Annotated in this window: 31 protein-coding genes; 14 read left to right on the top strand and 17 right to left on the bottom strand. The window is 65.2% G+C overall.

The window, feature by feature from the left end:
* Positions 1-33: 33 nt before the first annotated feature.
* Positions 34-900, bottom strand: a complete 867-nt coding sequence (locus tag ORI27_RS24925) for an MlaE family ABC transporter permease (RefSeq protein WP_265999779.1) — start codon at positions 898-900, stop codon at positions 34-36.
* A 539-nt stretch (positions 901-1,439) separates the two neighbouring features.
* Here ORI27_RS24925 and ORI27_RS24930 point away from each other — a divergent pair.
* Positions 1,440-2,171 carry a GAF and ANTAR domain-containing protein gene (locus ORI27_RS24930; RefSeq protein ID WP_407666421.1) on the top strand — a complete coding sequence of 244 codons (732 nt, stop codon included), beginning with the start codon at positions 1,440-1,442 and terminating at the stop codon, positions 2,169-2,171.
* Positions 2,172-2,220: 49 nt separating this feature from the next.
* Positions 2,221-2,976, top strand: coding sequence for a GAF and ANTAR domain-containing protein (locus tag ORI27_RS24935; protein WP_265999798.1), 756 nt, complete (start codon positions 2,221-2,223; stop codon positions 2,974-2,976).
* A 7-nt stretch (positions 2,977-2,983) separates the two neighbouring features.
* Here ORI27_RS24935 and ORI27_RS24940 read toward each other — a convergent pair whose 3' ends face one another.
* Both ORI27_RS24940 and ORI27_RS24945 read right to left on the bottom strand, forming a co-directional pair.
* Positions 2,984-3,799, bottom strand: a complete 816-nt coding sequence (locus ORI27_RS24940; protein WP_265999778.1) for a GAF and ANTAR domain-containing protein — start codon at positions 3,797-3,799, stop codon at positions 2,984-2,986.
* A gap of 67 nt (positions 3,800-3,866) precedes the next feature.
* Positions 3,867-5,501, bottom strand: a complete 1,635-nt coding sequence (locus tag ORI27_RS24945; RefSeq protein ID WP_265999777.1) for a fatty acyl-AMP ligase — start codon at positions 5,499-5,501, stop codon at positions 3,867-3,869.
* Between the two features lie 379 nt (positions 5,502-5,880).
* Here ORI27_RS24945 and stpK7 point away from each other — a divergent pair, with 379 nt between their 5' ends.
* Positions 5,881-7,683, top strand: a complete 1,803-nt coding sequence (stpK7, locus tag ORI27_RS24950) for a serine/threonine protein kinase StpK7 (RefSeq protein WP_265999776.1) — start codon at positions 5,881-5,883, stop codon at positions 7,681-7,683.
* Between the two features lie 47 nt (positions 7,684-7,730).
* Here stpK7 and ORI27_RS24955 read toward each other — a convergent pair whose 3' ends face one another.
* From ORI27_RS24955 to ORI27_RS24965, 3 genes are all read right to left on the bottom strand, one after another.
* The gene (locus ORI27_RS24955) at positions 7,731-8,180 is read right to left on the bottom strand and encodes a DUF5709 domain-containing protein (protein ID WP_265999775.1); all 450 of its coding nucleotides are present in this window, start codon (positions 8,178-8,180) and stop codon (positions 7,731-7,733) included.
* Positions 8,181-8,219: 39 nt separating this feature from the next.
* The gene (locus ORI27_RS24960) at positions 8,220-9,314 is read right to left on the bottom strand and encodes an NAD(P)/FAD-dependent oxidoreductase (RefSeq protein ID WP_265999774.1); all 1,095 of its coding nucleotides are present in this window, start codon (positions 9,312-9,314) and stop codon (positions 8,220-8,222) included.
* A 447-nt stretch (positions 9,315-9,761) separates the two neighbouring features.
* A complete protein-coding gene (locus tag ORI27_RS24965) occupies positions 9,762-9,899 on the bottom strand; it encodes a hypothetical protein (RefSeq protein ID WP_265999773.1) in 138 nt (45 codons plus the stop codon).
* A gap of 47 nt (positions 9,900-9,946) precedes the next feature.
* Between ORI27_RS24965 and ORI27_RS24970 the strand changes: the two genes are divergently transcribed.
* From ORI27_RS24970 to ORI27_RS24980, 3 genes are read left to right on the top strand one after another with little or no spacing between them, the layout of a single operon-like run.
* The gene (locus ORI27_RS24970; protein ID WP_265999772.1) at positions 9,947-10,420 is read left to right on the top strand and encodes a hypothetical protein; all 474 of its coding nucleotides are present in this window, start codon (positions 9,947-9,949) and stop codon (positions 10,418-10,420) included.
* Positions 10,417-10,959 carry a ferric reductase-like transmembrane domain-containing protein gene (locus ORI27_RS24975; protein WP_265999771.1) on the top strand — a complete coding sequence of 181 codons (543 nt, stop codon included), beginning with the start codon at positions 10,417-10,419 and terminating at the stop codon, positions 10,957-10,959. The genes ORI27_RS24970 and ORI27_RS24975 overlap by 4 nt, the downstream gene beginning before the upstream one ends.
* Positions 10,952-12,121, top strand: coding sequence for an NADH-ubiquinone oxidoreductase-F iron-sulfur binding region domain-containing protein (locus ORI27_RS24980; RefSeq protein ID WP_265999770.1), 1,170 nt, complete (start codon positions 10,952-10,954; stop codon positions 12,119-12,121). Before ORI27_RS24975 ends, ORI27_RS24980 begins: the two co-directional genes overlap by 8 nt.
* Positions 12,122-12,362: 241 nt before the next feature.
* Here ORI27_RS24980 and ORI27_RS24985 read toward each other — a convergent pair whose 3' ends face one another.
* The 6 genes from ORI27_RS24985 to ORI27_RS25010 form a co-directional block, all read right to left on the bottom strand.
* Positions 12,363-13,202, bottom strand: coding sequence for a transglutaminase-like domain-containing protein (locus ORI27_RS24985; RefSeq protein ID WP_265999769.1), 840 nt, complete (start codon positions 13,200-13,202; stop codon positions 12,363-12,365).
* A gap of 55 nt (positions 13,203-13,257) precedes the next feature.
* Positions 13,258-14,001 carry a peptidase gene (locus ORI27_RS24990; protein WP_265999768.1) on the bottom strand — a complete coding sequence of 248 codons (744 nt, stop codon included), beginning with the start codon at positions 13,999-14,001 and terminating at the stop codon, positions 13,258-13,260.
* Complete coding sequence (locus ORI27_RS24995; RefSeq protein ID WP_265999767.1) at positions 13,983-14,204, bottom strand: hypothetical protein; 222 nt, start codon at positions 14,202-14,204, stop codon at positions 13,983-13,985. Before ORI27_RS24995 ends, ORI27_RS24990 begins: the two co-directional genes overlap by 19 nt.
* 17 nt (positions 14,205-14,221) lie before the next feature.
* Positions 14,222-14,530 carry a hypothetical protein gene (locus ORI27_RS25000; RefSeq protein WP_265999766.1) on the bottom strand — a complete coding sequence of 103 codons (309 nt, stop codon included), beginning with the start codon at positions 14,528-14,530 and terminating at the stop codon, positions 14,222-14,224.
* A gap of 19 nt (positions 14,531-14,549) precedes the next feature.
* A complete protein-coding gene (locus ORI27_RS25005; protein WP_265999765.1) occupies positions 14,550-15,005 on the bottom strand; it encodes a DUF5994 family protein in 456 nt (151 codons plus the stop codon).
* A gap of 197 nt (positions 15,006-15,202) precedes the next feature.
* Positions 15,203-15,328 carry a hypothetical protein gene (locus ORI27_RS25010; RefSeq protein WP_265999764.1) on the bottom strand — a complete coding sequence of 42 codons (126 nt, stop codon included), beginning with the start codon at positions 15,326-15,328 and terminating at the stop codon, positions 15,203-15,205.
* A 187-nt stretch (positions 15,329-15,515) separates the two neighbouring features.
* On the opposite strand from ORI27_RS25010, the gene ORI27_RS25015 reads away from it, so the two are divergent.
* The 5 genes from ORI27_RS25015 (at position 15,516) to ORI27_RS25035 (ending at position 21,000) form a co-directional block, all read left to right on the top strand.
* Positions 15,516-16,286: a GAF and ANTAR domain-containing protein gene (locus ORI27_RS25015; protein ID WP_265999763.1), complete on the top strand. Its 771-nt coding sequence runs from the start codon at positions 15,516-15,518 to the stop codon at positions 16,284-16,286.
* Between the two features lie 187 nt (positions 16,287-16,473).
* The gene (locus ORI27_RS25020) at positions 16,474-17,574 is read left to right on the top strand and encodes a glycosyltransferase (RefSeq protein WP_265999762.1); all 1,101 of its coding nucleotides are present in this window, start codon (positions 16,474-16,476) and stop codon (positions 17,572-17,574) included.
* A gap of 41 nt (positions 17,575-17,615) precedes the next feature.
* Entirely contained in the window at positions 17,616-18,593 is a 978-nt protein-coding gene (locus tag ORI27_RS25025; RefSeq protein WP_266074023.1) for a glycosyltransferase, read from the top strand.
* Positions 18,590-20,077 (top strand): glycoside hydrolase family 130 protein, encoded by a 1,488-nt coding sequence (locus ORI27_RS25030; protein ID WP_265999760.1) that lies wholly within the window; start codon positions 18,590-18,592, stop codon positions 20,075-20,077. The genes ORI27_RS25025 and ORI27_RS25030 overlap by 4 nt, the downstream gene beginning before the upstream one ends.
* A 119-nt stretch (positions 20,078-20,196) precedes the next feature.
* Complete coding sequence (locus ORI27_RS25035; RefSeq protein WP_265999797.1) at positions 20,197-21,000, top strand: transglutaminase-like domain-containing protein; 804 nt, start codon at positions 20,197-20,199, stop codon at positions 20,998-21,000.
* 68 nt (positions 21,001-21,068) lie between these two features.
* Here ORI27_RS25035 and ORI27_RS25040 read toward each other — a convergent pair whose 3' ends face one another.
* Together ORI27_RS25040 and ORI27_RS25045 are read right to left on the bottom strand one after the other, a co-directional pair.
* Positions 21,069-21,539: a DUF5994 family protein gene (locus ORI27_RS25040; protein ID WP_323055664.1), complete on the bottom strand. Its 471-nt coding sequence runs from the start codon at positions 21,537-21,539 to the stop codon at positions 21,069-21,071.
* Between the two features lie 366 nt (positions 21,540-21,905).
* A complete protein-coding gene (locus tag ORI27_RS25045) occupies positions 21,906-22,085 on the bottom strand; it encodes a hypothetical protein (RefSeq protein WP_265999759.1) in 180 nt (59 codons plus the stop codon).
* 223 nt (positions 22,086-22,308) lie between these two features.
* Here ORI27_RS25045 and ORI27_RS25050 point away from each other — a divergent pair, with 223 nt between their 5' ends.
* Together ORI27_RS25050 and ORI27_RS25055 are read left to right on the top strand one after the other, a co-directional pair.
* Positions 22,309-22,908: a TetR/AcrR family transcriptional regulator gene (locus tag ORI27_RS25050; RefSeq protein ID WP_265999758.1), complete on the top strand. Its 600-nt coding sequence runs from the start codon at positions 22,309-22,311 to the stop codon at positions 22,906-22,908.
* 86 nt (positions 22,909-22,994) lie between these two features.
* A complete protein-coding gene (locus ORI27_RS25055; protein WP_265999757.1) occupies positions 22,995-23,546 on the top strand; it encodes a DUF5994 family protein in 552 nt (183 codons plus the stop codon).
* A gap of 61 nt (positions 23,547-23,607) precedes the next feature.
* On the opposite strand, the gene ORI27_RS25060 is transcribed toward ORI27_RS25055, so the two are convergent.
* The 3 genes from ORI27_RS25060 to ORI27_RS25070 form a co-directional block, all read right to left on the bottom strand.
* Positions 23,608-23,811 carry a cold-shock protein gene (locus ORI27_RS25060; RefSeq protein ID WP_108053573.1) on the bottom strand — a complete coding sequence of 68 codons (204 nt, stop codon included), beginning with the start codon at positions 23,809-23,811 and terminating at the stop codon, positions 23,608-23,610.
* Between the two features lie 75 nt (positions 23,812-23,886).
* Positions 23,887-25,185: a DEAD/DEAH box helicase gene (locus ORI27_RS25065; RefSeq protein WP_265999756.1), complete on the bottom strand. Its 1,299-nt coding sequence runs from the start codon at positions 25,183-25,185 to the stop codon at positions 23,887-23,889.
* A gap of 262 nt (positions 25,186-25,447) precedes the next feature.
* Positions 25,448-25,585: a hypothetical protein gene (locus ORI27_RS25070; protein ID WP_265999755.1), complete on the bottom strand. Its 138-nt coding sequence runs from the start codon at positions 25,583-25,585 to the stop codon at positions 25,448-25,450.
* A 53-nt stretch (positions 25,586-25,638) separates the two neighbouring features.
* On the opposite strand from ORI27_RS25070, the gene ORI27_RS25075 reads away from it, so the two are divergent.
* A complete protein-coding gene (locus tag ORI27_RS25075; protein WP_265999754.1) occupies positions 25,639-25,815 on the top strand; it encodes a hypothetical protein in 177 nt (58 codons plus the stop codon).
* Positions 25,816-25,819 lie beyond the last annotated feature (4 nt).

A 25,819-nucleotide genomic window follows, 5' to 3' on the forward strand; every position in this document is an offset into this window, starting at 1 on the left:
ATCCGCAGCGGGCTGTACGTCGATACCGCCACCTCAGAGCCCCACCCTGGGGAACAGCATGTTGTACAGCTGGCTGATCGCGACGTTGACGATCATCAGGATCAGGATCGACTCGACGACGGCGGCATTCACCGAATTGGCCACCCCGGTCGGACCGCCCTGGGTGGATAGTCCTTTCTGGCTGGACACCACCGCGACGATCGCGCCGAACACCACGGCCTTGAGCAGGGCCAGCACCATGTCGCCCGGGGTGGTGAACGCTGCGAAGGTCGCCACGAAGCTGCCCGGGGCGCCGTTCTGGAAATACACGTTGAACAGGTAGCTCGCCAGGAAGCCGACGAAGCACACCACTCCGGTCAGGGCGACGCCGATCATGATGGCCGCGGCGAACCGGGGGACGACGAGGCGGCGGATCACCGAGACACCCATCACCTCCATGGCGTCGATCTCTTCCCGCATGGTTCGTGAGCCCAGGTCGGCGGTGATGGCCGAGCCGACGGCGGCCGCCATCAGAATCGCCGCCACCAGGGACGCTGCCTGCCTGATCACGGCCAGGCCGCTGGCCGCTCCCGCCAGCGAGGTGGCGCCGACCTGCCCGGCGAGCAGGGCGAACTGGACGGACAGCGTCACCCCCACCGGCAGCGCCACCAATACGGTGGGCACCACGGCGGTCCCGGCCATGAAGGCGCCTTGGCGGACGAATTCCTGCAACGGGAAGCGGCCGGTGACGAGGTCGGTGAACAAGTACTGCAGAGTTCTCACCCCGAGGACGAATTGCTCGCCGACCGTCGCCAGGGAAGCGAGCGGATGCCGCTTCACATACCCCGTGGTCCAGTTCTCGATGGCCGCCACACCGCTGGGAGTGTCGGCAACGACCGCGGACGGCTCGTGATCAGCCATCGTCAGGGTCTCGTCCTGTCACCTGTTCCCCAAATATCCTGAAATGTATGTAACTTGACAAGCAGGCGAAACCAACTGGGCGATGGAGCTGGCGTTAGCCCATTGTCGTGTGAAGTGTGAAACTCGTGATATCGATGCCCTCCTGCGCGTCGCCACCGTAAGGCGCCGCTGCTGCGATCGTCAAGGAAATGGAGAATATTCATTAACATATTCGCTTACTGAGCAGTACAAGATGTGAACGGGAGATTCCGGCAACCGTTCTTCGCGAGTTTTATGAATTGTGTTTGTGCGAGACGGCCTCAGGGCTGATCAGCCGATCAGCTGTGGCCGAGGGAATTTCGGGTCGTTCATTCAATCAATCCCACTGCCCGTGGACGACATTGTGGCCGCTTCCATGTTCTCGATGCTCGTGGTCACCGCCAACGACACGACTCCCAGCGCCGCGCCAAGACCGCCTGGCTTGGGCAATTCCGAGCAATCGCACGTCGACTAGGGGAGGCTGGGGGTATGGCTGCGCGAATCGCAGGCGCCGTACCAGCATGTCAAGCCTGGTCCGGCTCGTCTTGACAATCCAGGACGAGCTTGTCGCGGCCGTCGACGGTCAGCGCGGCGTGAAAGCCGCCGACCGGTTGTGTGACGCGTGCGTGTTGCTGCTTGGCGTTGATGCGGCGGCGATTTCGCTCGTTTTCGACGGTGCGAGTGCCGGCACGCTGGGCTCGAGCGGGATACCGGCACGGCTGTATGACGAGTTGCAGTTCACCTACGGCGAGGGGCCGTGTCTGGACGCGGTCACCCTGCATTCCCCGGTGGCGGTGGTCGATCTTGCTCAACCCGGGGAAGCCCGCTGGCCCAGTTACGGTCGGGCCATGCTGGAGCATCGCATCCGGGCGGTCTTCGCCATGCCGGTTCTGGCGGCCGGCGAATACGTCGGCGCCCTGGACCTGTTCCGGGCTCAGCCGGGCGCTCTGGCGGCTGAACAACTCGCGGGTGCGGCAGCCGCCGCGGAGTTGGCCGGGGTGCCGGTGCTGGATCTGCTCGCCGACGACCTGCAGGCCGCTGTCGACGATCCGACCAGTAATGCATGGGCAGAACTGTGCATACTGAGCCGCGCCGAGGTCAGCCAGGCCACCGGAATGCTGGTGGCGCAGTTGGATGTCGATCCCACCGACGCGCTGGTGCGGTTGCGTGCGCACGCCTATGCCAACGGTCGAAGCGCCACCGAAGTCGCCCGCGACATCATCGACCGCCGGCTGAGACTGGAGGCGGACTGATGTACGGCAACGAACGTCCACGCGGCGTCAGGCAGGGAGGTAAGCCATGGTGAGCGACAATGGCCGCGAAACTCGGGTGCTGAGCGCGGTGGCATCCCTGGTCGACAGCCTGCTCGACGACTTCGACGTGGTAGACCTGCTCACCGAACTGACCGAACGCTGCGCCGAATTGCTCGACATCGCTTCGGCTGGATTCCTCCTCGCCGATCCGCTGAAACGACTACATCTGCTGGCCGCGACATCCGAGCGGACGCGCGAACTCGAGGTCTTTCAGTTGCAGGCTGATGAGGGACCCTGTATCGAGTGTTACCGCACGGGCGATCCGGTTCTGGTCGCCGACCTAGGTGCCCAGGCCGACCGATGGCCGCGGTTTGTGCCGGCTGCGGTGGAGGCCGGCTTCGCGTCAGTTCACGCCGTGCCGATGCGGGCAGCTGGTTCGGTCCTTGGCGCACTGGGTCTGTTCGATACCCGACCCGGGGAACTCACCGAGGCGGACCGACTGGTCGGACAGACCCTGGCCCACATCGCGTGTGTGGCGGTCTTACAGGAACACCCGCCCACCCCCACCACCGTGGTGTCTCCGCTGCGCTCCGCCATTGTCGGTCGCGTCATCGTCGAGCAGGCCAAAGGGTTTGTCGGCGAGGTGCTCGGTGTTTCGATGGATGAGGCGTTCCGGCTGATCCGCACTTACAGCAGGACGCGCGGCGAGCACCTGACCGATGTCGCGAGGCAGTTGATAAGGGACCGCCACACCCGGCCCGGGGTGATCAGGGCGCTGACCGAACTGGCCCACAGCCAGCGATGAGCAGTGTTCACTGCTGACGTGCCCGAGCCCGCCGCACTGCTTCGTCGACAAGCTGCTCGGCCACGTCAGCCAATTTGACGTGTTCGCGCTGGCTGATGCGGGTCAGTCGATCGAATGCCTCTTGTGCGGTGCCCCCTGAGCGGCTGCGGACGATGCCGATCGCCTGGTCGATCACCGCCCGGCTGCGGAGGGCCTGCTGCAGTTGTTTCGTACGCAGTCGGGTGCTGGCCAGCAGTTGCGCGTTGTACACCGATACCGCCGTGGGTCCGGCGAATTGGCTTCCGAGTTGGACGGCGTGCTCGGCGAACGCGTCCCGGCCGGGCGCGTAGGCGTTGATTGCGCCGATGACGCGGTGACCGATGGTCAGCGGCAGGGCCAGTGCGGAGTGCACCCCCATGCGTGCCACCGAGCCACCGAAGTGCGGCCAGCGGCGGTCACTGCCCAGCGAACCGCTGACCGCGGGCCGCCCGGACCGAATGCAGGTGATGCACGGTCCCTCGCCGAGCTTTTCGTATTGCAAGGTGTCGATGATTCCGACGAACTCCGCAGTCACCGACCGCGCCTGGATACGTAGTTCGGCACTGCCTGAGTCGGTATGCGGCTCGACCAACGTGACACCGGCCCCGTCGGCACCTGGGATCGCCTGGACCGCGAATTGTGCTACCTGACCGAGCATTTCGTCGACGCTGCAGGCGTCCGCGACAATTCCGGACAAACCGCTGAGCCCGGCATGCAGGTCCAGTTCGTCCGCCTGGAGTTGGGCCGGCGAGAGCTCTGGTTCGGGTGGTGGCTTTCGGCCGGGCTGCGCGTCGTAGTCGTCCATCACCTCTCCTCCCGACACTGCGGGCGGAGACCGCAGGCCCCCTGCGCGATCAATCTACTCGCGATCCTCAGGTGACCAAAGTCAAGGCGTGAGCTCGGCGCAACTTGCCGGACGGGGTCTTCGGGACGGTTCCGGGAGCCAGGACGACCACATTGCGTGGCCGCGCGTTGACCTCCACAACGACCTCGTGGATCACCTGGTGCTCGATGCGGCGCACCTCATCGCGGTCGTCGAAGGCCTTGGACTCCACCGCGACCGCGAACGACTCGCGTGAATGCCCGGCATCCAGCCGGACGGCCACCGCGCAGCCCGGCCGCACTCCGTCGACGCGGGCGGCGGCACGTTCGATATCGGTCGGATAGATGTTGCGCCCGGCCATGATGATGACATCCTTAACCCGGCCGCAGACCACGATCTGATCGTTCTCAGTGAGGTAGCCCAGGTCGCCGGTGTCGTACCAGCCCTGGTCGTCCTGCGCCGAGATGAATCCGGCGACCGTGGTGTACCCCCGCGTGACGGGTTCGCCGCGAACCTCGATCACCCCGACTCCGCGGGCGGGAAGCACGGCCCCGTCTTCGTCGACGATGCGGGCCTCCAGCCCGTTGAGCATGCGGCCGAGTGTCACCAGGCGCCGAACATTCCCTCTGGTCGCCGGTACGGCACGGCGCAGGACGGCGAGCAGGTCGGCATCCACTTCGTCGACGGCCATCCCGGAGCCACAGGCCGAGAACGATGCCGCAACGGTGGTTTCGGCCATACCGTAGGCGGGCAGAATGGCCTCGGGTCGCAGCCCGTGGGGTGCGCCGGCCGCACAGAGGTCCTCGACGTCGGAAGGATCGACCTGCTCGGCACCGGAGAGCGCCCAACGCAAGGACGACAGGTCGAACTGGCCGGGGGCGGCCAGGCTGCGAAGCCGCTTCGCCAAAAGGTTGTAGGCAAAGTTGGGAGCCGCGGTCATTGTCGCCTTGTATTTGTCAATCAGCTTGACCCACAACAAGTTATCGCGGAGGAAATCCATGGGCGTGACTTTGACCAGCTCGACACCGAAGTACATCGGCACAGTCAGGAAGCCGGTCATGCCCATGTCGTGGAAACAGGGCAGCCAGCTGACGATCACATCGGAATCCACGTCCACATGCGCGCCGGCGAACATCGCCTCGGCGTTCGCGACGATATTGGCGTGGGTGATCTGAACAGCTTTCGGGGAGCCGGTCGAACCGGAGGTCAGCTGCATCAGGGCCAGGTCGTCGTCGTCGGTGCCAACCGGGTGCACGGGCTCTGACTTCAGCAGATCGTCGACGATCAGCACCCGCATGCCGCGCTCGGTGAGGAGCGGCGCGGCCGGCAGGAACGGCTCGCCCACGACGACGGCCGCGGCGTCGATGGTGTCGATGACCGCCGTGGTCTCCTCGGCCCAGCGCTGCAGGTCGGTTCGCGGCGTGGGCTGGTGCAGCATGGTGACACTGGCGCCTCGGATCCACACGCCTTGTGCGGTCGGCGCAATGTCGACGGGCGCCCCGGCCAGCACCGCGACGGCATCACGATGGCCCACTCCGGCCGCGGCCAGGCCGCCGGCGATCCGGCGGGCACGCTCGTGCACCTCAACCCAGGTATGCCGGACCGGTGCGTGGGGTTCTCCAGTGACCATCCCGTTCATGCTCCACCGGGCATTACGGCACATCGTCTCGATGAACTGGCTCACGGAGCCTTCCTTCTGCGGTCTGCGCGGCGGCGCGACGTGCATTGTTGTGGTCGCAAGAGGGTTGCCTCGAGTGCGGGGTGAGAGCCAGGGCGTGGTCGACCGTCGTTGATGGGTCATGCGCCCCGATGGGCGCCAGAAATACCGGTCGGCATACGTCGGGCCAGGGGGCCGGCGCGGCGGGGCGTTCAGATCGCCGCCGTGACGTTTCCGGAAGGCTGGTGGGTCAGCCGCCTCGACCGTACCGCGCCAGGGTGCCCGTGGGTGACGACTCGCAGGCGGTTGTCGCCACCTTCGTGGTTCCGTCCGGGTGACCGGCGGCACCGCTGGCAGCGGTGATGTAGCTTCAATCGACAATTGGGGGATTGCCGAGGAGTCGATGGTGGATACCACACCATTTGGGCACTATCAGCTGCAGGAGCTGATAGGTCGCGGCGGCATGGGCGAGGTCTACCGCGCCTACGACACCAAGACCGACCGGGTCGTCGCGCTCAAGGTACTGCCACACCGGCTGGCCGAGGACGTCGTCTTCCAGCAACGTTTCCGGCGGGAAGCCCAGGCTGCCGCCGCCCTCAACGAACCGCACGTCGTCCCCATCCACGGCTACGGCGAGATCGACGGCCGGCTGTATCTGGACATGCGCCTGATCGAGGGCCGCACGCTGGGTGACATCCTCTCCGACAGCGGAAAGCCGCTGACGCCCGACTCGGCGGTGGGGGTCATCGAACAGGTCGCCGCCGCACTGGACGCCGCCCACGCGGCGGGCCTGATCCATCGTGACGTGAAACCGTCCAACATCCTGATCACCGACCGCGATTTCGCCTACCTCATCGACTTCGGTCTGGCTCGCACGGCCGAGGCGGCCGGGTTGACCACCGCCGGAAGCACCCTGGGAACCCTGGCCTACATGGCCCCCGAACGATTCAGTGGTGGCCAGGCCGACCCTCGCTCCGACGTTTACGCCCTGGCCTGCGTGCTCTACGAGTGCATCACCGGATCCCGCCCGTACCCGGACGACAGCCTCGAACAACAGATCGCCGGGCACATCACCACACCGGCGCCGCGCCCGTCGGAGAAGGATTCCAGGCTGGCGGCGTTTGACAAGGTCATCGCCAAAGGCATGGCCAAGAAGCCCGACCAGCGCTACCAGAGCGCCGGCCAACTGGCCGCCGCGGCCCGCCAGGCGTCTACCGCGCGGGTGCGCAGGGGCGGCAGTTCCGGGCGCCACGCAGTGGCCGCGACCTCGCCGCCGCACCGGCGCCGGGCGTTGGTCGCGGTGGGGGCTGCGGTGCTGCTGGTCGCCGCGGCGGGCATCGGCGCGTGGCAGTGGCGGGGATCGGACGGTCGGTCTTCGGGTGCGACCAGTTTGGCGGGCACCCTGTCCAGCTCGGAACCGGTGCCGGCCGCGCCGGGTGCGGCGCCGGAGATCGCGGGTACGGTGCCCCAGCCGATCCGGGACTCCGGCCGGCTGATCGTGGGCGTCAATACTCCCTATGCGCCAAACGAATTCATCGACGCCTACGGCAACATCGTCGGGTTCGACGTCGATCTGATGAACGCGGTCGCCCGCACCCTGGGGTTGACGCCGGAGTACCGCGAGACCGCGTTCGAGGCCATCATCCCCTCGGTGCGCGCCGGTGACTTCAACCTCGGCATGTCCTCGTTCACCGACACCAAGGAGCGGGAGGCGGCCGCCGACTTCGTCACCTACTTCCAGGCGGGCACGCTGTGGGCTCAGCGGCCCGGGGCGGCCATCGACCCCAACGATGCCTGCGGGCTGAAAGTCGGTGTGGCGTACGCCGCCATCCAGGAGACCGAAGAGATCCCCGCCAAGAGCGATGCGTGCGTGGCGGCCGGCAAGCCGCCCATCAAGAAGGTGGTCTACACCCGCCAGGACGATCTGAACACCGCGCTGATGGCCGGGGAGGTCGATGCGATGTCGGCCGATTCACCGGTCACCGGGTTCGCGATCAAGACCAGCGGGGGGCAGCTCGAGGCCGCCGGCGAGGTATTCGACTCCGCGCCTTACGGCTGGCCGGTGGCCAAGGATTCCGGTCTGGCCGAGCCGCTGCGGCTGGCCGTGCAGCATCTGATCGAAACCGGGGAGTACCGCACCATCGCGACGATCTGGGGTGTCGAGAAGGGGATGATCGACTCACCGGTGATCAACGGCGCGGTCCGCTGAAGGGTGTGCGGCCGGCGTGCGCTGAGGGCGCGGCCGGGCAGGCGCGCTCAGTCCTCGTCGTCGATGACGTGCACGGCGGCCTCCTCGGCCGACGCCGCGCCACCATCGATCCCGACGTCGGAGGCGAACAGCTCGGGGTCGTCGTCCTCGCCGAACCCGGCATCCGGGGCGACCAGCCGGCCCGAGCGGACCCGGCCGACCTCGTCGTCCTCGGGAAATTCGGCCGCGCGCTCGGGCTCGTCGGCGCCATTGAGCTCATCGAGCACGTTGTTCAGCCGCGAGACCGGGTCGGCCTCCTCCTCGGCGAGCAGCTCGTCGAGGGTCTCCGGGCCCGGGTGGTCGAGGTTGGTGCGGGCGTACGGCCGCTCGGGCGGCGAGATCCCCTCGTCGAGGATGTCGTCGACGCCGCGATCCACCAGGGTGTCTTCCGGTTGCAGTTGGTTATCGTCTTCGACGCTGTATTCACCGGTGTCGGCGCTGTCGTCCCAGTTGCTCACAAGTCCACAATCTCATGGCGACGCCGAAACGTCGAAGGCCTACAGCGTTTCGACGTCGGGCCGCATGGCGTTGATCGTCTGCTGCAGTCCACGCAGCTCGGCCAGACTCCAGCGGTAGCCCGCGATCCGATCGGCGATCGCGAACAACGGCTCGGAAAGCCGGTGATGAGTTTCTTCATACGAACGCAGCGGGTCGCGATCGCCCCGCGCGTTGATCACCGCGCGGGCCAGCAGTTCGGCGTCGCGGAATGCGTCGGTGATGCCGCAGGGGGTCAGCGGGTCCTTGAAGCATCCGGCGTCGCCGACCAGGGCCCAGCCCGGCCCGGCCGAGGCGCGCAGCCACGTGGGCTGGCCGGGATATCCACGCAATGGACCGACCGGAGAACCGATCCGGTGGGCAATGTGTGGGGCGGCCTGGTCCAGCAGCTGATAGAACGCATTCTTGGATGGCCGCACCAGAGTGCCGGCCGCCCCGACCCACACGCAGGCCAATCCGCCACCAGTCGGAACCACACCCGCGGCGGCCCCCGGCCGGAACGCCCAGTGGTAGCGATCGGTGGACAGTCCCGGGAAGTAGCCATACATGATCGAGCCAGAGTTCTTGCCATGCCGACGAATTGGCGCACCGACAGCCTTGGCGACGGTCGAGTTGCGGCCGTCGGCGCCGACCGTCAGCGGTGCCAGCGCCCGCGTACGCTTGCCCCGCCGCAACACCTCGACACCGCAGACCCGGCCTTGCCTGGTCACCACGCCGGTAACGCGGGCCGGATTCCACACCTCGGCACCCGCCGAGCGGGCGGCGTCGAGCAGCAGCCAGTCCAGAAACTGACGACGCGGAGCGTAGAACGCCGACACCTTGGCGCCGAGGCGGACGTTGACGGTGTCGACCTCACCGCCGTAGGCGAACTCCTTGGCGATGATCGCCGGTGCTGCCGCGCTGACGGCGCCCAGCAAGCCCCACCGATGCAGCTGAAGTACCCCACCTTCCATCACCGCATGGGTGGACAGGGCATCGGTATCCGACCGTGCCGCTTCGACCACGAGCACCCGCATGCCGGCGCGGGCCAGCAGCATCGCGGTCGACGCGCCGGCGCAGCGGCCACCGACCACGATCGCGTCGTACGTCTGATCCATGTCAGCTTTCCTTCAGATTGTTTAGATGGGCATACGTTAGTGCCAGAGCGGGGCATCGGCCCGGCGCTGTCGAATCGACGTTGATTTGGAACTAGGCAACAGTTTGTCCGCCAAGGGAATTCGGCGACATCGAGGCCCCGCTCGGGGGACTCAGCAACAGGATGCTACCGACTCAGCCTGCCTGCGATGTTGGCATGCCGCACAGTCTTCTAGCTGCGTGAATGGCACCGGTATCCACCGATCGGCGGATCTTGTTGGTGGACGCCGCTGTCCCTCGATCGGAGGACATGGCCGACTATGGCTACCGGGGTAGGTCCCCGACATTGTTTGCCCACTGCCTGACCAAGTATTCCCGTCGCATCTGCCGTTTGCCATTTCGAGGCACGCCTCGTCGTTGCCGTGGCCATTTCTTGTGCGTTCTCAGACTTTGCGGGCGAATGTCGCCCGCTACGCCGCGGCTGCCGGGCTCCCAGGCTGGTACATCACCTGCGACATCATCGCCCGCTCGTCGAGACCGGCCCGCCGCGGTGACACCGCCTCGTGTTCCGGGATCTGCGCTCGACGGTCGCCACCCAGCTGGCGCATATCCAGTTCTTTGAGCCCTTAAAGAATCGCCCGCCACCATCGGGGACATGGACTCACCTCGTTCCGGATTCCTCCGGGCCGCCGCGACCTCGTGGACGCTGGCCGGGATCGGTGTCGCCGGCGTGGCCGGTGCATCGGTGGTCGCCTACGGCGACACCGTCAAACCCGCCCCCGTGGAGATCCCGGCCGTCGACACCGCGGCCATCGCCCCGGTGACCGACCTGCCCGCGGCCCCGCCCGCCGTCGACCCGATCCCGGCCCCGCCCGCCGCCGACCCGGAGCCGGCGCCGCCGGTGCAGGAGCCCGTGGTCACCCAGGCCACCCAGGCCCCCGTCCCGACCTACACCCCGACCTACACACCCAAGCCGACCGTGCAGCAGCAGGCCCCGGCGCCGGCGCCGACCACCAAATCCCAGCCGGCTTTCCCGATACGGGAGAGCCACGTTCCGCTCGGCGGCGGCGGCGGCATGTCGGGCGGCAACAGCTTCTCCCCGCACGTCACCATCTCCCGCGGATCATGACCAGTGAGGCGTTGTGGGCGCTGGGACGCGGCAACGGCATCGTCGCCCTGGCGTTCCTGACCGTGTCGGTGGCCCTGGGCATCGCCACCCGGTCGGGACGGCCGCTGCTGGCGCTGCCCCGCTTCGCGGTCTCCGACGTCCACCGGTTCGTCGCCCTGTCCGCGACGCTGCTGGTGGCCCTGCATGTCGGGCTGCTGTTCCTGGATCCCTACGCCAAGCTACGGGTGATCGACTTCGTGGTTCCCTTCCTCGGCGCCTACCGCCCGCTGTGGCAGGGTCTGGGCACCGTCGCGGTCGACGTTCTGATCATCGTGGTGATTACCGGCCTGCTGCGCCAGCGGATCGGGCCGCGGGCCTTCCGGGTCGTGCATTGGGCGACCTATCTGTTGTGGCCCATCGCGATGGCGCACGCGCTCGGCAACGGCACCGACACCGGACGCGTCTGGTTTCTGGCGATCGCGGCCAGCTGCGCCCTGCTGGTGGTCGGCATGCTGGTGTGGCGGCTGCGCGCCAACTTCAGTGAGTATGTCGATGCGTAGCGCGGCGCGATTGCTGTCTGGCCACGGGGCCGGCCTCGCCGAGCATCACGCGCACTTCGGCATGTTGCCGGAACGGACTGGACCCCAGCTTATTTCGTGGATCGACGGCGCGGGCCTGTCGGGGCGCGGCGGTGCTGGATTCCCGACCGCCCGCAAGTTTGCCTCGATCAACGGCGGCAACCCGGTGGTGATCGGCAACGGCGCCGAGGGGGAGCCGTTGAGCCGCAAGGACGCACTGCTGCTGAGCCGGGCACCGCACCTGGTGCTTGACGGCCTGCACGCCGCCGCGGCGGCCATCGGCTCTGACGCCGTCTATCTCTACGTGCACGCCGACGCGCTAGCTCCGGTGCGCAGGGCCCTCGACGAGCGCCAGGCCGCAGGACTCGACCCGTACCGAATCACGGTGGTGGGGGCTCCCGATACGTTCGTGGCGGGGGAGGAGTCCGCCGCCATCCGGCACATCGAGGGCGGCCCGGCCCTTCCGCGTGACCGCATCGTTCCCACCGCGATATCAGGGGTACGACGGCGGCCCACCCTCGTCAACAACGTGGAGACGCTGGCGCACATCGCGCTGATCGCCCGCCACGGGCCTGAGTGGTTCCGGTCGGTCGGTGACCCGGATCACCCGGGCACCATGCTGGTGACCCTATCCGGGGCACTGGACAGTGAGGGTGTCGTCGAGGTGCCGACCGGTGTCCCGCTCACCGATCTGATCGACCCCCGTGGGGTATCCGCGGTACTGATCGGCGGCTATCACGGAAGTTGGCTCCCGGCTGAGGTATTCGCGGGGACTCAGGTGTCCCGTGCCGGCCTGAATTCGTTGGGGGCGACCCCTGGTGCCGGGATCATCCACGCGCTGGGCGCCACCCAGTGCGGGCTGGCCCGCACCGCGGAGATCGTTGGCTATCTGGCCGACGAGAGCGCGCGCCAGTGCGGCCCCTGTCGCAACGGGCTACCGCGCCTGGCCGGGCTGCTCGAGGAACTGGCGTACGGACGCGCCAACGATCCTCTGGTCAAAGAGATTCGGCGCATCGTCCGGCTGGTCGACGGTCGAGGGGTCTGCCGGCACCCGGACGGAACGGCGCGCATGGTCCGCAGCGCGCTGCGCGCCTTCGCCGCCGACATCGAATTGCATCACCGGGGCCGGTGCTGCGCAGTGTGACCGCCGCCTGGCGGATCCTACGGGTATCTCAATGGGTCGTTGAGAATTGACTGTGTAGCAACGCTTTACACACATCATCAAGTCTAAGGTTGATGGTTCGCGGCAACGCGGCCGGCGCGTTGATCGCCTGGGTTTCGTGCTGCCGACATGAACTGGTGGAGGCCATGGTATTCGCAGCGGCTGGCTCCGTTGGTGGGCGCGACCGTACACCCTGGACTTCGGCAAGTGCGAAACAGAAGATTCATGCGAGAGGATCCGCGGTGTCCTCGCCTCGGACTTTCACCTCGTCGGTCCATACCCGAAAGCTCGTCAGCAGGCTCTCTCCGAAGGAGTTGCTCAGGGCGACGTCGGCCGCGTCGCGGCCGCGGGCGATAAGCACTCTACCGATCCGCGGCGTGTTGTTGCGCGCGTCGAACGTGTACCACTGACCGCCGAGGAATACCTCGAACCAGGCCGCGAAATCCATTGGACCATAGGGCGGTGGCATGCCGGTATCGCCGAGATACCCCGTGCAGTAGCGCGCCGGGATGTTCATGCAGCGACACAACGCGACGGCCAGGTGAGTGTAGTCGCGACAGACACCAACCCCCTCCTCAAGCGTCTCCAGCGCCGTCCGGGTCACCCGCGCGTCCATGTAGTTGAAGGTGATGTGGTGATGCACGTAGTCGCAGATCGCCTGGACACGATCCCAGCCGGGCCGGGTGTGTTCGAAGAGCTGCCACGCCGCTTCCGACAGTCGGTCAGTTTCGCAGTAGCGGCTGCCGAGCAGGTAGATCAAGGTATCGTCGGGTAGATCAGGGACCGGTATCTGCTGTGCACCAGGAACAATGAGGTCGGGTAATCCGGAATCGGTGACCATCGCGTCGGCAGTGATGCGGCAGCGGCCTTGTGGCGCAACAATCCGAGTGCACCAGTTGCCGAATAGGTCGCGATAGGCCGTCACCGGAACCGGCGGATCGAATACCAACACGTCACGACCGAGGAGGTCGGATACCCGGGTGAAGTGGATGTTGAGGTTAAAGATCATCGGGGTTGGTTTGGGGCACTCGTAGATCAATTCGAAACCGATGCGAATCTTCATCCCACGTCTCCGGGTTTCTCGACGAGTTGCTTCGCCATCACCAGGGCGTCGGTCCTCACCACCGCAGTGCAGGCAAGAGCCCGAAGACCTGTCGGGTCCCTTCACCCCAGGCGGAGCTGACCGCTGTGAAGTAGGGATCGTCCTCGTCGAATCGTCGTCGCCGCTGCACTTGCAGGCTGTCCTTCTCGTAGCACATCAGGTCGATCGGCATCCCCACTGATAAGTTGCTTCGCATTGTCGAATCAAACGACACCAGAACACATTTGATGGCATCAGCCAGCGATGTGTGGTGGGTCAGCACGCGGTCGAGGATCGGTTTGCCGTACTTGGTCTCACCCGTCTGGAAGAACATGGTGTCGGTCCCGGCTTCGATGAAGTTGCCCTCCGCGTAGATGCGGAACAGCCGCATCGGCTCCCCGACAACTTGCCCGCCGACGATGAACGAGGCGTTGAAGCCAACCCCACTCGCCTCCAGGTAACAGCTGTCGCGTTGGTCGGTCTCGCGCATCGCATCGGCGACCAGCCTCACCATATCGAACATCGTCTTGGCGCCCATCAGATTGGTGGCATCGTCTCCACCAGCGAAGCGCTGCGTCAACACGCTGATGATGGCCTGCGTTCCGGCCAGATTTCCCGAGCTCAACAGCACGATGACACGGTTGCCGGGCCGCTCGAAAACCGTCATCTTGCAGAACTTGGAGAAGTTGTCGACACCGGCATTGGTGCGGGAGTCCGACGCGAAGATGATTCCGGTGTCGAGTCTTACGCCGATGCAGTACGTCAAGAGCGCCTGAACCAAGCCATCGAGTCACGGAGAAGCATACGCTTCTTGCGCTTTTCATCGCCGCTCACATCGAGCCAGTCACCGGCAGGATAGCTCTTGGCCTGCATCGTTCCGGCTCGCGCGATCTCCAGTGAACCATCGGAATGTTTGATGTAGCGATCGCCATCGCGGGCGAATTCATCGACTGCGCCATCGTCGCGGGTCACATGTACGGTCATTATCAAGTCCAATCTATCTAGAAAAATGTTGTCGTTTGTGTCGACTCACGCCGGGGTCGACAAGACAAGCAACGTGCGAAATCGGGATATGTGGCGTGTAAATGATCCTTCAGCTGCAAAAGTTCGATCTCAAGTTCGATTACGGCATGCGCGATGACACTCGATGCGAGGGCTGCACGTGCGGCTGGAGAATTGGGCCTAGCGCTGGTCGCAGCTTCGATGTCCTCGAGCCGGCGAAGCATCCGCTGTGAGATCTCAGCTTCGGCAGGGATGTCCTCGACGCCGAATTCATTGAAAGCCTTGAATACCGGGCCGTTCGCCGTCACGATGGCACCGCACTCCCAGCTAGCTGTTTTGGCCCACCGCCAACAACTCGTCCACAGTGGAGGTGTCGTCGGGAGTCGCGGCCGCCATCATGATGGCGTGCGCCCGATCCGGACCCGTCGCGGCGGGCACCACCAGGAGGACAACCGTCCTGCCGCCGAGCCCCTGGATCTCGACGGTGTTGCTCGGTTGGCGGTTATACCCGCTGAGGCGGACAACTCGTTCGCCGATCGGAATCTTGCTGCGGCTCTTCACCCACTCCGTCAACTTGTACAGGCAGTAGTTGATGGGCCCGAGTCGGACCGACAACACCGCGAACAGGTCTGGAACCTCCATCTCGAGGTCTTGGCTGTGCGGCCACCAAGCCCCATCCACCCGGCCGGTCCGGGGACCTTTCGGCTTCAGCCGCAGGCGGGGCGTGTGTTGAGGTGGCGGCTGTTTCCAGCCGACTGAAGGGCGAACTTCTGGTGGCGTCATAGGACGCTCCTATCTATGGCCGTGAACCCGGCCAGGATCGTCGGCGACCAGGGGGCCTGCAGACTTGCTCAGAATCGCCGACTTCTCAAGCCTACACGTAACAGGGCCGAAATGGGTCATCTAACGGCAGGCGCGGTGAATCGATTGAAACCCGTTGTCGCCGAAGGAGATCAGGGCAAGGGCGGGACGCGGTCAGCCTACTTGGTGTTCAGCACATCGTTGGTCGAAGCGCCGTCGACCTTGGCGCGCTTGTCGGCACGCTTTTGTTTCAGAGACTTACCGGACTTCTTCGTCATTGCTTGGCGAGGGGATTTATCGGACATCAAGGGCCCTTCAACTGGGGGCCTGTCAATGGTCCCGGATAGCAGCGACTGTACGCGTGAAGTTCGTCGGCAGAGTGCAGTAACCAGACAACGGCCAAAGTACAGTGAGGAAATCCGAGCCGGCTACGTACGGCCCCGTCGCCGGTACCTGCGGCTACGGCGGAGATATGTGGGAGCGGGTTCCAAGATGGCGGAGTTGGATCAACCCGATGACGACGAGGCGAACCTGCGCGCGGGAATCGGTGATCTGGCGGGTTTGGTCGCGGGCAGCCGGTCGCTATCGGAATCGCTTGCGGAAGTGTCGGTATTCGCGGCACGGGTGATACCCGGCGCAGACGGTGTCGGGGTGGCATTGTTGCGTGCCGATCGGCCAGAAGACGTCGTGGAGGCAGTGTCGGCCAGCGCCGCGTTCGTGGAGGAAATCGACCGTATCCAATACACCGCCCTGAGTGAAGGTCCGTCCCTCACCGCGATGCGGGAGGGCCGCACGGTGCGGTCTGAGTCCTTGGGTGGAGACCAGCGGTGGCGTCGATTCGGACCGCGGGCGGGCAGACTCGGTGTGCACAGCGTGCTCGCGCTGCCTCTCGTGGTGGCCGACCACGTCGTCGGTGCGATCAGCGTGTACGCCCACGCCAAAGATGCCTTCGACTTGCACGCCGTCGAATTAGGCGAGCTGTTCGCCAAGCCGGCCGCGGTTGCCGTGCACAATGCACAGGTTCTCTCCGACGCCCAAGTTCTGACCGAGCGGTTGCAGGCGGCGCTGGTGGCGAGGCCGGTGATCGATCAAGCGGTTGGTCTCATCCGTGGACGTACCGGACGGAGCACTGAGGATGCGCTTGGCCATCTGCGGACGATCAGCCAAGCCGAGCAGCGCAAGCTCGTGGACGTGGCTCAAAGCCTGGTTGACGAAGCGGTGCGGCGTGCCCGCGCCCGCATGCCCCCACCTCCGGGGGTGTAGCGTGGGCGGTGTTGGAAATCCAGCCAGTCCGGAATAAGTCAGCCGTCCGCCGCTGAACTTACCGAGCATTCGCTCACGCCGGGCACATCGGTGACGACCGCCAGGCGGGATCACCTTGAACTTGTTTTCTGTCCTTCCGTCGTTGGCGCCTGTTGTCGCCCCGCCTGCCCGCGTTCCGAGCATCGGAATGCTCAGCACGTATCCGCCGACCCGATGTGGGCTGGCGACATTCTGCGCCGCCCTGTCCGAAGGGCTGCGCGCCAACGCTGCCGAGGTCAATGTGGTGCGCATTGCCGACGGACCGCCCAGCGGCGACGTTCGGGTCATCGGAGAGTTGACCAATGGCGTGCCTACGTCGGTGGCCGCCGGCGTGGAACTGCTGAACCACTCTGATGTTGTCATCGTGCAACATGAGTACGGCATCTACGGCGGAGCCGACGGCGAGGAAATTGTCGACATCGTCCGAGGGCTACGGGTGCCGTCGATCGTTGTTGCGCATACCGTGCTGAAAGCGCCTACCCCGCGACAGCGTTGGGTGTTCGAAACGACCATGGCCGCAGCCGATGTGGTTGTCGTGATGTCGGCGGCCGCGCATGCGCGACTGCGTGAAAGCTACGACGTCGACCGCAGAAAGATCGTCACGATCCCGCACGGCGCCACCGTGGCGGGCAAGGTCCAGGTGAAGCGCTCGGGGCGTCCCACACTGTTGACCTGGGGTCTGTTGGGGCCCGGTAAGGGCGTTGAGCGAGTCATCGACGCCATGGATGCGCTCCACGAGCTACCCGGGCGTCCCCGCTATCTGGTTGCCGGGCAGACGCATCCAAAGGTTCTCGCCGCTGATGGTGAGGCCTACCGCAACGCGCTCCGGGAACGGGCGATATCCCGCGGAGTCGCGGACTCGGTGAGTTTCGACGCTGCCTACCGGGACACCCAGACACTCAGTGCGTTGGTGCAGTCGGCTGCGGCGGTGGTCTTGCCGTACGACTCCACTGACCAAGTGACCTCGGGAGTTCTGGTCGAGGCGATCGCCAACGGACGCCCGGTCGTAGCCACCGCGTTCCCGCATGCCGTCGAGCTGCTCAGCGACGGTACCGGGATTATTGTGCCGCACAATGATCCGGACGCATTGAGATCCGCCCTGCATACGATCCTGACTCAGCCCCGTCTCGCTGGGAACATGGCGGCACGGGCTCGCCTTTTGGCACCCGCGATGGCGTGGCCGATGGTTGCCAGAGATTATCTTCTTCTCGCACAGCGCCTTCGTGCCATGAGATCGGCTTTGGTGTGAGCAACGAGACGCCAGGTCCCATCTTCGACCACTTGCTCCGGATGACGGATCATCGCGGAACCCTTGAGCATGCGTGTCTCGATCAACCACGGCCTGACCACGGCTACTGCACCGACGACATGGCCCGAGTGCTCGTTGTCGCCAGCCGCGAGCCCAACGCGTCCGGCGAGATCAATCGCCTGGCCGGGGTGGCCCTGCGATTTCTGAGCGACGCTCAAGCCCTTACCGGCGCGTGCCGGAATCGCATGGATGCTTCGGGAAACTGGGTGGACCAACCGAGTGTGGACGACTGTTGGGGCAGATGCATTTGGGGACTCGGAACTGCGGTAGCGCGCAGTGATGTCGTCTGGGTACGCAAATCTGCGATCGTCCAGTTCGAGCGTGCGGCGCAGGTGCGTTCACCATGGCCGCGGGCAATGGCATATGCGGCATTGGGCGCCTCGGAAGTCCTTGCGGCCCAACCCGGTCACCGCGCAGCCCTCAAGTTGATCACCGATTATGCGGTCGCGTTGCCCGAGCCGACCGGCGATCCGAACTGGCCGTGGCCCGAGCCGCGGTTGACCTACGCCAACGCTGTGCTCGCCGAGGCGATCATCGCGGCGGGCGTTGCATTGGAGTCCCAGAAACTGTGGCAGCGGGGCCTGGACCTCCTGGCCTGGCTGCTGGACCTCGAGACCGACAATGGCCACTTATCTCCCACGCCGGTTGCGGGCAGGGGGCCTGGTGACGGCAGGCCCGCGTTCGACCAGCAGCCGATCGAAGTTTCGACTCTCGCCGAAGCGTGCGCCCGTGCTGCTGGCGTCGACGCTGCCGCTAGCTGGATCGATGGAGTGCGGAACGCCGCGGCCTGGTTCGCCGGCGCCAACGACACCGGCCAAGTCATGTGGAATCCTCAGTCCGGCGGTGGATTTGACGGGTTGCAAGCCGATGGGGTCAACCGCAATCAGGGTGCCGAGTCGACACTTGCCCTGCTCTCGACGTTGCAGCATGCCCAGCGAATATCCTTGCTGCAGCGATGACAGCGACGGAAGCGATGAAAGCCGACCTTGCCGAGCGCATTGCGCTGCGGCTGACCGCCGATCGCTCGCGGGTGGTCACTCGACTCTTCGTACCGGGGCAGGAGGGTTTCGAGCAAGGAGATTCACGTGCTGGAGCGGTGGTAGCGCGCGTACTTGCGTTGAGTGAAGACGAGGTTCTTCGTTCTCTTGACGACGTCATCACGCGATTCAACGGTCGGCACCGCAATCTCGGCGGCACCTTTCGCAGGCATGCCCGAGAGCTAGCCGATCGGCTGGGTCCTGGCACGAAAATATCTGACGCCCGAATGTTATTACTGGGTGCAACTTTCACCGCCGAGTACTCGATCGAGGGAGCTGCCCTGTGCAACCCCAGTATCGTGGCATACCCTGACCAGGCTGGGACAGCAGAGGGCAGCCTGCGTATCGTGATGAGTGTGCGCGGCGTTGGCGAAGGGCACCGCTCGTCCATCGGGTTTCGGACCGGTGTAATCGATGCATCGGGTCTCCCTCAGATCGATCCTCCCTCCGCGCTCGCCACAGTCGGCGCGACGTCATCGACCTTGCTTGACGCAGCGGTCTTCCGCAACGAGCTTGGCCGACTCGGCGTTGCGGGGGAGTTGGCCGACTTCATCTTCGACTCACTAGGTGAGCGGTTCAGCCGAATCGACCTCGAAAGTCGGCTGACTGTCCTCCAAACCCACCTGAGCACGCGAGGACATGCGCTCAAGACGATTTCCGATGTCCGGGCGATCGCCGACAGGAGCTACGCCGTCGAATTCCCTTGCCGGGTACCCATATCCGAAAGGATTCTGTGGCCGGCTACCGAAGCCGAGTCGGTCGCTGTGGAAGACGCGCGATTCGTTCGCTTTATTGATGACGACGGCGCGGCGACATTCTATGCCACGTATACCGCCTACAGCGGCACGCACGTCAGCCAGCAGCTGCTGAAGACAGCCGACTTCCGGTCATTCACCTCGACACCGATGGTCGGACGCGCTGCGGCGAACAAGGGCCTGGCGCTATTTCCGCGTCGCATCAATGGTCGCTATGCCGCATTGTCCAGGGCCGACCGTGAGTCCAACTCGATTGTGTACTCGGATCAGCCGTTTGTGTGGACGGACGCGTACGTATGCCAACGTTCGGCTGCGCCCTGGGAGGTGCTCCAGCTGGGAAACTGTGGTTCACCGATTGAAACCGATGCTGGATGGTTGGTGCTGACCCACGCGGTCGGCCCGATGCGCACTTATCGGATAGGTGCGGTGATGCTGGATCTCGACGACCCGACAAAGGTCCTCGGCCGTCTACGCGAGCCTCTGCTCAGTCCAACCGTCGACGAGCAGAACGGATACGTTCCCAACGTCCTCTATTCCTGCGGTGCGCTGGTGCACGCAGACACGTTGGTGCTTCCCTACGGGATCGGTGACGCCGAGATCGGTTTCGCCACTGTTTCAGTGCCCGAACTGATTTCGGCGCTGGCAGAGTAGCGCGAATGATCGACAGTAGCGGCCTCCGGTTGACCGTGGACGACGGGGGATCCGCTGCGGTGTGGCTTGCGCTTTATGGGAGTTGAGCGCTGAGCGGCTGGGTGGTGCACACTGGCCTGATGAAGCGCGAAGTGGGCGTACAACTCGAAGTCGCGATCACCGGCGCGACGACACTTGAGTTCCAGATCGCTGTCGCGCCACAACCGGGCATATCAGTCTTCGAGGAGTTGTCGTTCGTGTTGAACGGCTCTCCGGTTTTTCCTCTCGAGATCGGCGGCGTACACGGTAACCGCATCCATAAACTTGACGCTCAGGCCGGGACCCTGAGGGTCGGCTATGAGGCGACAATCGTGGGCCGGGCAGATCCGGCGCCGGTCACTGAGTACGACTTGTCGATGTACCTGCGCCCCAGTCGTTACGCCGAGGCTGACAAGTTCTACGGTTTTGCGGCAACGGAATTCGGTAGCTATCTCGACTCGGAGTCCCTGCTGGAGAAGGTGTCGCTATGGGTGGGCACCCGATTGAATTACGTGCCCGGCTCCAGCGATCCGATCGATGGAGCGGTGGACACGTTGCTCGCCGGAGCGGGCGTATGCCGCGACTTCGCCCACCTGGTGGTGGCACTTCTCCGAGCGGTCAACGTGCCGGCTCGAGTCGTCTCAGTGTACGCGCCGGGGCTGTACCCGATGGATTTCCATGCCGTCGCCGAGGCGTACGTAAAGGGGCAGTGGCGAGTGGTCGATGGAACCCTCTTGGCGCCACGGCAGACACTGGTGCGGATTGCTACGGGTCGTGACGCAGCGGATATTGCCTTCTTGGATAATCACAGCGGCGCTATCACCTTGGAAAGGCTGGAGGTGATGGCAGTCGTCGACGGCGATCTGCCCAGGGACTCGATCGATCGACTCGTATCGATCGGATGAGCGGCCCCATCCGGAGGCGACACCACGATCTCGGTGTTCGCCCAGAGGCGGTCACTGGTGACATGCCCTTACTCGTCGAGTCCGCCGAGGTTTCGCAGGGTGCCGCCATCACGATCCCAGCTCGCCTGTGCGGCGGCTCGCTTCGTGCGGGACTCCCGCTCGCGCAGACCGATCATGAGCAAGCCATCGACGGTTGACTCGTCGTCGGGGTCCGCCGCCGTCATCATGGCGGTGTGCGCGCGGTCCGGGTCGGTGTGGGGCGGGACGATCAGCAGAAGGATCCTCGTGCGGTTGGGTCCGTGGACTTCCACGGTGTTGGGCGGTTGGAGTCGATGACCTTCGAGATGCACCTGACGGCCATCGATGGCCAGTTCGACCGGCGCTTCCGCCCAATCGCCCACCTTGTACACAACGCGATCGGCCTGCGCGAGTCGCGTCGACAGCGCCGCGAGCAGATCCGGGAGTTCCGTTGCGATGTCATCACTGTGCGGCCACCACGCGCCGTCTACGTATCCCCGATGGGGTGCTTGGGGTTTCAACCTCAGCCGTAGCCTCGGCGCAGACGGTTTTGGGCGCCGACCCGCGCCGCCTGGTTTCTGATGTCGCGTCACGCTGACACATTCGTGCGGCTTGCCGCCCTCATGGGGTTGTTCTCCCGTCGATCAGGTGAGGTGATGACCAAACCCGGTGAAGCCGGCGGCCGCCTGATAGTTCGGTGCTCCATTGCTCGCCTCGACCGACGATCGCCAAAACCGTGGCTATGGCAGCATGACCGATCTTTGGACGACCAGCAACCTCAGTGCCTCAGATCCCCTGGTAGAAAACCAAGTACACGCCTATCGGGAGGTAATGTCAACGCGCCGAGGGCCATCGCGACACTGCGGCGAGCCGAGAGTCGTCCCGCGTCAGAGCCGGTACATTTCCCGCGACATCGACGCCTGCTCGACGAAGCCGGCCCGCCGGGGTGGGTAGTGCCGGGCCTTGTCCGAGGGGGCGTGATCGACGAATGCGGGCGCCCGCAACCAGGCCACGATCCGGCTCGCGAAGCGAGCCGGCGACAGACCGCCGGCTCCGATGGCGACCATTAGCGGTCCCCGGCCCAATCGGTGAGGTGGGTGATGCTCATGGACAATCCTCCGTTCAGGTGCCCCCGCAGCTTTAGACTAAGTCGACTAGACATAATGGTCTAGACGAAATGGTCTAGATCACGCCTTGTGGACGATGTGGTCTAGCCCACTCGGTCTAGTAGTGGACGAAACCGCCCTATAGTGGGAAGTCCCACGTCACCGGCGTACAAAGGCGGTTCGAATGACCACCCAGGAAGCGGTCGTGCCGCACAAGGAGCGGCTGCTGCGCGCTGGGATCAAGCTGTTCTACGAGAACGGCTTCCATGGGACCACGATCGACGCCGTCCTGGCTGAGGCCGGCGTGCCCAAGGGATCGTTCTACCACCATTTCGGGTCCAAGGATGCGTTCGCCCAGGCGGTCCTGGACCGCTACATCCAATTCCAGGGCGAGTTGTTCACCACCTGGTTTGCCAGGACGGAGTTGTCCACCGTCGATCAGCTGATCGGATATTTCAACGACATGTCGCAGGTTTTCGTCAAGTCCGGTTTTCAGACCGCGTGCCTGACGGGGAAGTTCTCCACCGAGGTGGGCGCGACGTCCGACTACTTTCGTCCGCAGCTGGCCGCGCAGATCGAGATGTGGAAAACCCAGCTCTCGACCTTGCTCACGGCGGGACAGGAGCGTGGCGACATTCGCCAGGACCGCTCCAGCGAGGATCTCGCCGACGCCGTGCTCGCGCTGATCCAGGGTGCATTCGTGCTGACCCTGTCCACCCGCGACGAGCACACGCTCACCACCGTCTGCGCGACGATCAAAGAGCTCGTCGAACCGGCGAACTGAGAGGCCGACGAAGCGCCTCAGCGGCGAGGGGTAACGTCGAACGTGGTCCGTTTCGCAATACGTCCGCGGATCGACCGGTCGGCTGCGTGAGGAACGCCAATGGAGCAATTCGCTACGGCAGCAGCTTTCCGGTGAACGGCATGCGCGGCCCGCGCCGCACCGCCAGTCCGGTACGCCTCACTCTCAACTCGCTGCTGGGTGGTGACATCGATGGAGCGTGGTGGCCACGCACCGGCTCACTGGCTAGTGAGCTACCCGACTTGATCGATGCGCTGCACGTGTCGCTGGGTGAGGTCGTCGACATCAATATCAACTGGTCGGCAACCGCGGCCGCACCAATCCTGGATGCCCATTTCGCCAACGCGATGCGGAGCATGCGGTGGAACGACAGCCGTCAGCGGATCATGGTGGTCGTCGGCCGAGAAGCTTGCGCCCGACTGCTGGTCATCCCGCACACCACGACCCAAGCTCTCGGTTGGATGGTCATGCGGCACGCGGCAACTATGCAGGTTGTCGACGAGGATCGCGACGTCCCGGAGTACGCGGTCGCCGATCAGGTGGTGCGTGCGGCGCGGGAGCAAAGCGCGGCATCGGCGCGCACGCTGGACGCACCCGCCGCAGAGGCGCCGAAAGACTGATGAAAAGCCTAGGGCTGGTACGGCAATGCCGTACCAGCCCTAGGTGTGGTTTGGGGTTCGATCAGACCGCGGAGACTTGCGTCGCCTGGGGGCCCTTAGGCCCCTGTCCTACCTCGAACTGGACACGCTGGTTCTCCTCGAGCGACTTGAAGCCGCTGCCCTGAATTTCCGAGTAGTGGACGAACAGATCCTGATCGCCACTGTCGGGAGCGATGAAGCCGAAGCCCTTTTCGCCGTTGAACCATTTCACAGTTCCCTGTGCCATCTTACTTTCTTCTCTCATTCAAATGGATGCCTGAAGCATCCGGTGCTCGTCGCGGCGGGACCGCCGCAACGAAATCTATTTGGCGCCAACCGCGGAGCGCGGCCGACGGGAACGGCGGCGGGTGGACCGGCCACCGCCACCTGGGCGATGCTGCATGGGCGTGTGCCGCTGCGGCGTGGGCGTCGAGGCGGCGGTCGGCGCCTGGTATGGAGCGACCTCGCCCACCAGCGCCTGTACCGACTCCGAATCCGCGGAAACCTGTTGGGCCGCAACTTTGATGCCCGCCTTGCGCAGCAATGCCTGTGTATCGCGGCGCTGTTCGGGCAGCACGACGGTCACGACATCGCCGGAGCGCCCCGCTCGCGCGGTGCGGCCGGACCGGTGTAGGTAGGCCTTGTGCTCGGCCGGCGGATCGATGTGTACCACCAGCTCGACGTCGTCGACGTGGACACCGCGCGCGGCGATGTCGGTGGCGACCAGGACTCGGGCCGTCCCGGCGGCGAACGCCGCCAGGTTGCGATCACGTGCCGGCTGAGAAAGGTTGCCGTGCAGGTCAACTGATGGAATCCCGGCCTGGTTCAGCTGCTTGGCCAATTTGCGCGCATGGTGCTTGGTGCGCAGGAACAGGATTCGGCGGCCGGCGCCGGAGGCGAGCGTGTGTACCAGTTCCTTCTTGGCTTCGGCACCGGCCACGTGGAACACGTGATGGGTCATCGCGTCCACCGGGGACTGGTCGGAGTCCACGGCGTGCGACACCTCGTCGCGCAGGAACCGGTTGACCAGCTTGTCGACGCCGTTGTCCAGCGTCGCCGAGAACAGCAACCGCTGCCCGCCGGCGGGTGTGGCGGACAGGATCCGGGTGACGCCGGGCAGGAAGCCCAGGTCGGCCATGTGGTCGGCCTCGTCGATCACGGTGATCGCGACGGCGTCGAGGCTGATCAGGCGCTGGCGGATCAGGTCTTCGAGGCGGCCCGGGCAGGCGACGACGATGTCGACGCCGGATTGCAGGGCCTTGACCTGCTTGTTCTGCGGCACGCCGCCAAAGATGGTGGTGACGCGTAGGCCGGACACCTCAGCCAGCGGCTGCAGTGTCGAGGTGATCTGGGTGGCCAGCTCACGGGTGGGCGCCAGCACCAGGCCCGCAGGTCGTGCCGCACGTCGCGTGGTGCCGGTCAGCCTGCTGATCAGCGGGAGGGAGAACGCCAGGGTCTTGCCGCTGCCGGTCTTGCCGCGGCCGAGCACGTCACGGCCGGCCAACGTGTCCGGCAGGGTCGAGACCTGGATCGGGAAGGGATGGGTGATGCCGTTGTCGGACAGGGCGCGCACCAGTGGTGCGGGCACGCCGAGGTCGGCAAACGTTGATTCGGTTTTCATGGTGCCTTTCGGGCATCAGATGGGGTGGCGAGATTGCCGGGAGGCAAAATCGATCGCCGCGAGACTGTGTGCTGGGGCACAAAATCAGCTGAACTCGGCTCCCGGAAGTCCGGAAGTGCCGGTGAAGTGAAGGTGTTCCACGACGTGTCGGCGACTTCGTCGTGACGCCAACGTTGTGACCAGCATAGCAGCGCCGCGCCGTCGCACCGATTCGGGTGTCGGCACAGCCCGGAGCAGTAGCATCGATGCCTACCGTGATCGATCAGTCGCCGCCGCGTCGGGCCGCCCAGCTCGGGCTCAGCGAGCTGGTGTCGATAGGTATCGGCGGGATGGTCGGCGGCCTGCTGGCGACCGCGGTCGGAACGTTGCTCGTGGTCAACACCGTCGACATCCAGGGCATCAGCCTGATGGGGGTCGTCGGGATTCCTGATCATCGTCACGGTCGCCGGAGCGGTGGCCTGCCTGGGTTCGTTCGTCGCCCTGACCGTGTACACGGCCACGACGGCCATCGACCACCTGTGGGTGCTGGTCGGGTTTCTGCTCAGCGCTCTCGTCATCGAGGGTGCAGTCCAGCTGCGCGGGCGCAAAGTGCACCATGCCGGATCATCGATTCCCGACCGTTCCGGATGAGGCC

The sequence above is a fragment of the Mycobacterium pinniadriaticum genome, assembly GCF_026242045.1.
GTDB classification, from domain to species: Bacteria; Actinomycetota; Actinomycetes; order Mycobacteriales; family Mycobacteriaceae; genus Mycobacterium; species Mycobacterium pinniadriaticum.

What these genes read in the sequence shown, in the direction of transcription:
- ORI27_RS25065 (WP_265999756.1), bottom strand. Translation starts at nt 25,185, where the DNA reads ATGAAAACCGAATCAACGTTTGCCGACCTCGGCGTGCCCGCACCACTG.
- ORI27_RS25035 (WP_265999797.1), top strand. Translation starts at nt 20,197, where the DNA reads ATGAAGCGCGAAGTGGGCGTACAACTCGAAGTCGCGATCACCGGCGCG.
- ORI27_RS25050 (WP_265999758.1), top strand. Translation starts at nt 22,309, where the DNA reads ATGACCACCCAGGAAGCGGTCGTGCCGCACAAGGAGCGGCTGCTGCGC.
- ORI27_RS25030 (WP_265999760.1), top strand. Translation starts at nt 18,590, where the DNA reads ATGACAGCGACGGAAGCGATGAAAGCCGACCTTGCCGAGCGCATTGCG.
- ORI27_RS24980 (WP_265999770.1), top strand. Translation starts at nt 10,952, where the DNA reads ATGCGTAGCGCGGCGCGATTGCTGTCTGGCCACGGGGCCGGCCTCGCC.
- ORI27_RS24965 (WP_265999773.1), bottom strand. Translation starts at nt 9,899, where the DNA reads ATGCGCCAGCTGGGTGGCGACCGTCGAGCGCAGATCCCGGAACACGAG.
- ORI27_RS25015 (WP_265999763.1), top strand. Translation starts at nt 15,516, where the DNA reads ATGGCGGAGTTGGATCAACCCGATGACGACGAGGCGAACCTGCGCGCG.
- ORI27_RS24995 (WP_265999767.1), bottom strand. Translation starts at nt 14,204, where the DNA reads ATGACCGTACATGTGACCCGCGACGATGGCGCAGTCGATGAATTCGCC.
- ORI27_RS25045 (WP_265999759.1), bottom strand. Translation starts at nt 22,085, where the DNA reads ATGGTCGCCATCGGAGCCGGCGGTCTGTCGCCGGCTCGCTTCGCGAGC.
- ORI27_RS24970 (WP_265999772.1), top strand. Translation starts at nt 9,947, where the DNA reads ATGGACTCACCTCGTTCCGGATTCCTCCGGGCCGCCGCGACCTCGTGG.
- ORI27_RS25020 (WP_265999762.1), top strand. Translation starts at nt 16,474, where the DNA reads ATGCTCAGCACGTATCCGCCGACCCGATGTGGGCTGGCGACATTCTGC.
- ORI27_RS24940 (WP_265999778.1), bottom strand. Translation starts at nt 3,799, where the DNA reads ATGGACGACTACGACGCGCAGCCCGGCCGAAAGCCACCACCCGAACCA.
- ORI27_RS25010 (WP_265999764.1), bottom strand. Translation starts at nt 15,328, where the DNA reads ATGTCCGATAAATCCCCTCGCCAAGCAATGACGAAGAAGTCCGGTAAG.
- ORI27_RS24930 (WP_407666421.1), top strand. Translation starts at nt 1,440, where the DNA reads ATGTCAAGCCTGGTCCGGCTCGTCTTGACAATCCAGGACGAGCTTGTC.
- ORI27_RS24960 (WP_265999774.1), bottom strand. Translation starts at nt 9,314, where the DNA reads ATGGATCAGACGTACGACGCGATCGTGGTCGGTGGCCGCTGCGCCGGC.
- ORI27_RS25005 (WP_265999765.1), bottom strand. Translation starts at nt 15,005, where the DNA reads ATGACGCCACCAGAAGTTCGCCCTTCAGTCGGCTGGAAACAGCCGCCA.
- ORI27_RS24925 (WP_265999779.1), bottom strand. Translation starts at nt 900, where the DNA reads ATGGCTGATCACGAGCCGTCCGCGGTCGTTGCCGACACTCCCAGCGGT.
- ORI27_RS25070 (WP_265999755.1), bottom strand. Translation starts at nt 25,585, where the DNA reads ATGCCCTGGATGTCGACGGTGTTGACCACGAGCAACGTTCCGACCGCG.
- ORI27_RS25025 (WP_266074023.1), top strand. Translation starts at nt 17,616, where the DNA reads ATGACGGATCATCGCGGAACCCTTGAGCATGCGTGTCTCGATCAACCA.
- ORI27_RS25060 (WP_108053573.1), bottom strand. Translation starts at nt 23,811, where the DNA reads ATGGCACAGGGAACTGTGAAATGGTTCAACGGCGAAAAGGGCTTCGGC.
- ORI27_RS24975 (WP_265999771.1), top strand. Translation starts at nt 10,417, where the DNA reads ATGACCAGTGAGGCGTTGTGGGCGCTGGGACGCGGCAACGGCATCGTC.
- ORI27_RS24985 (WP_265999769.1), bottom strand. Translation starts at nt 13,202, where the DNA reads ATGAAGATTCGCATCGGTTTCGAATTGATCTACGAGTGCCCCAAACCA.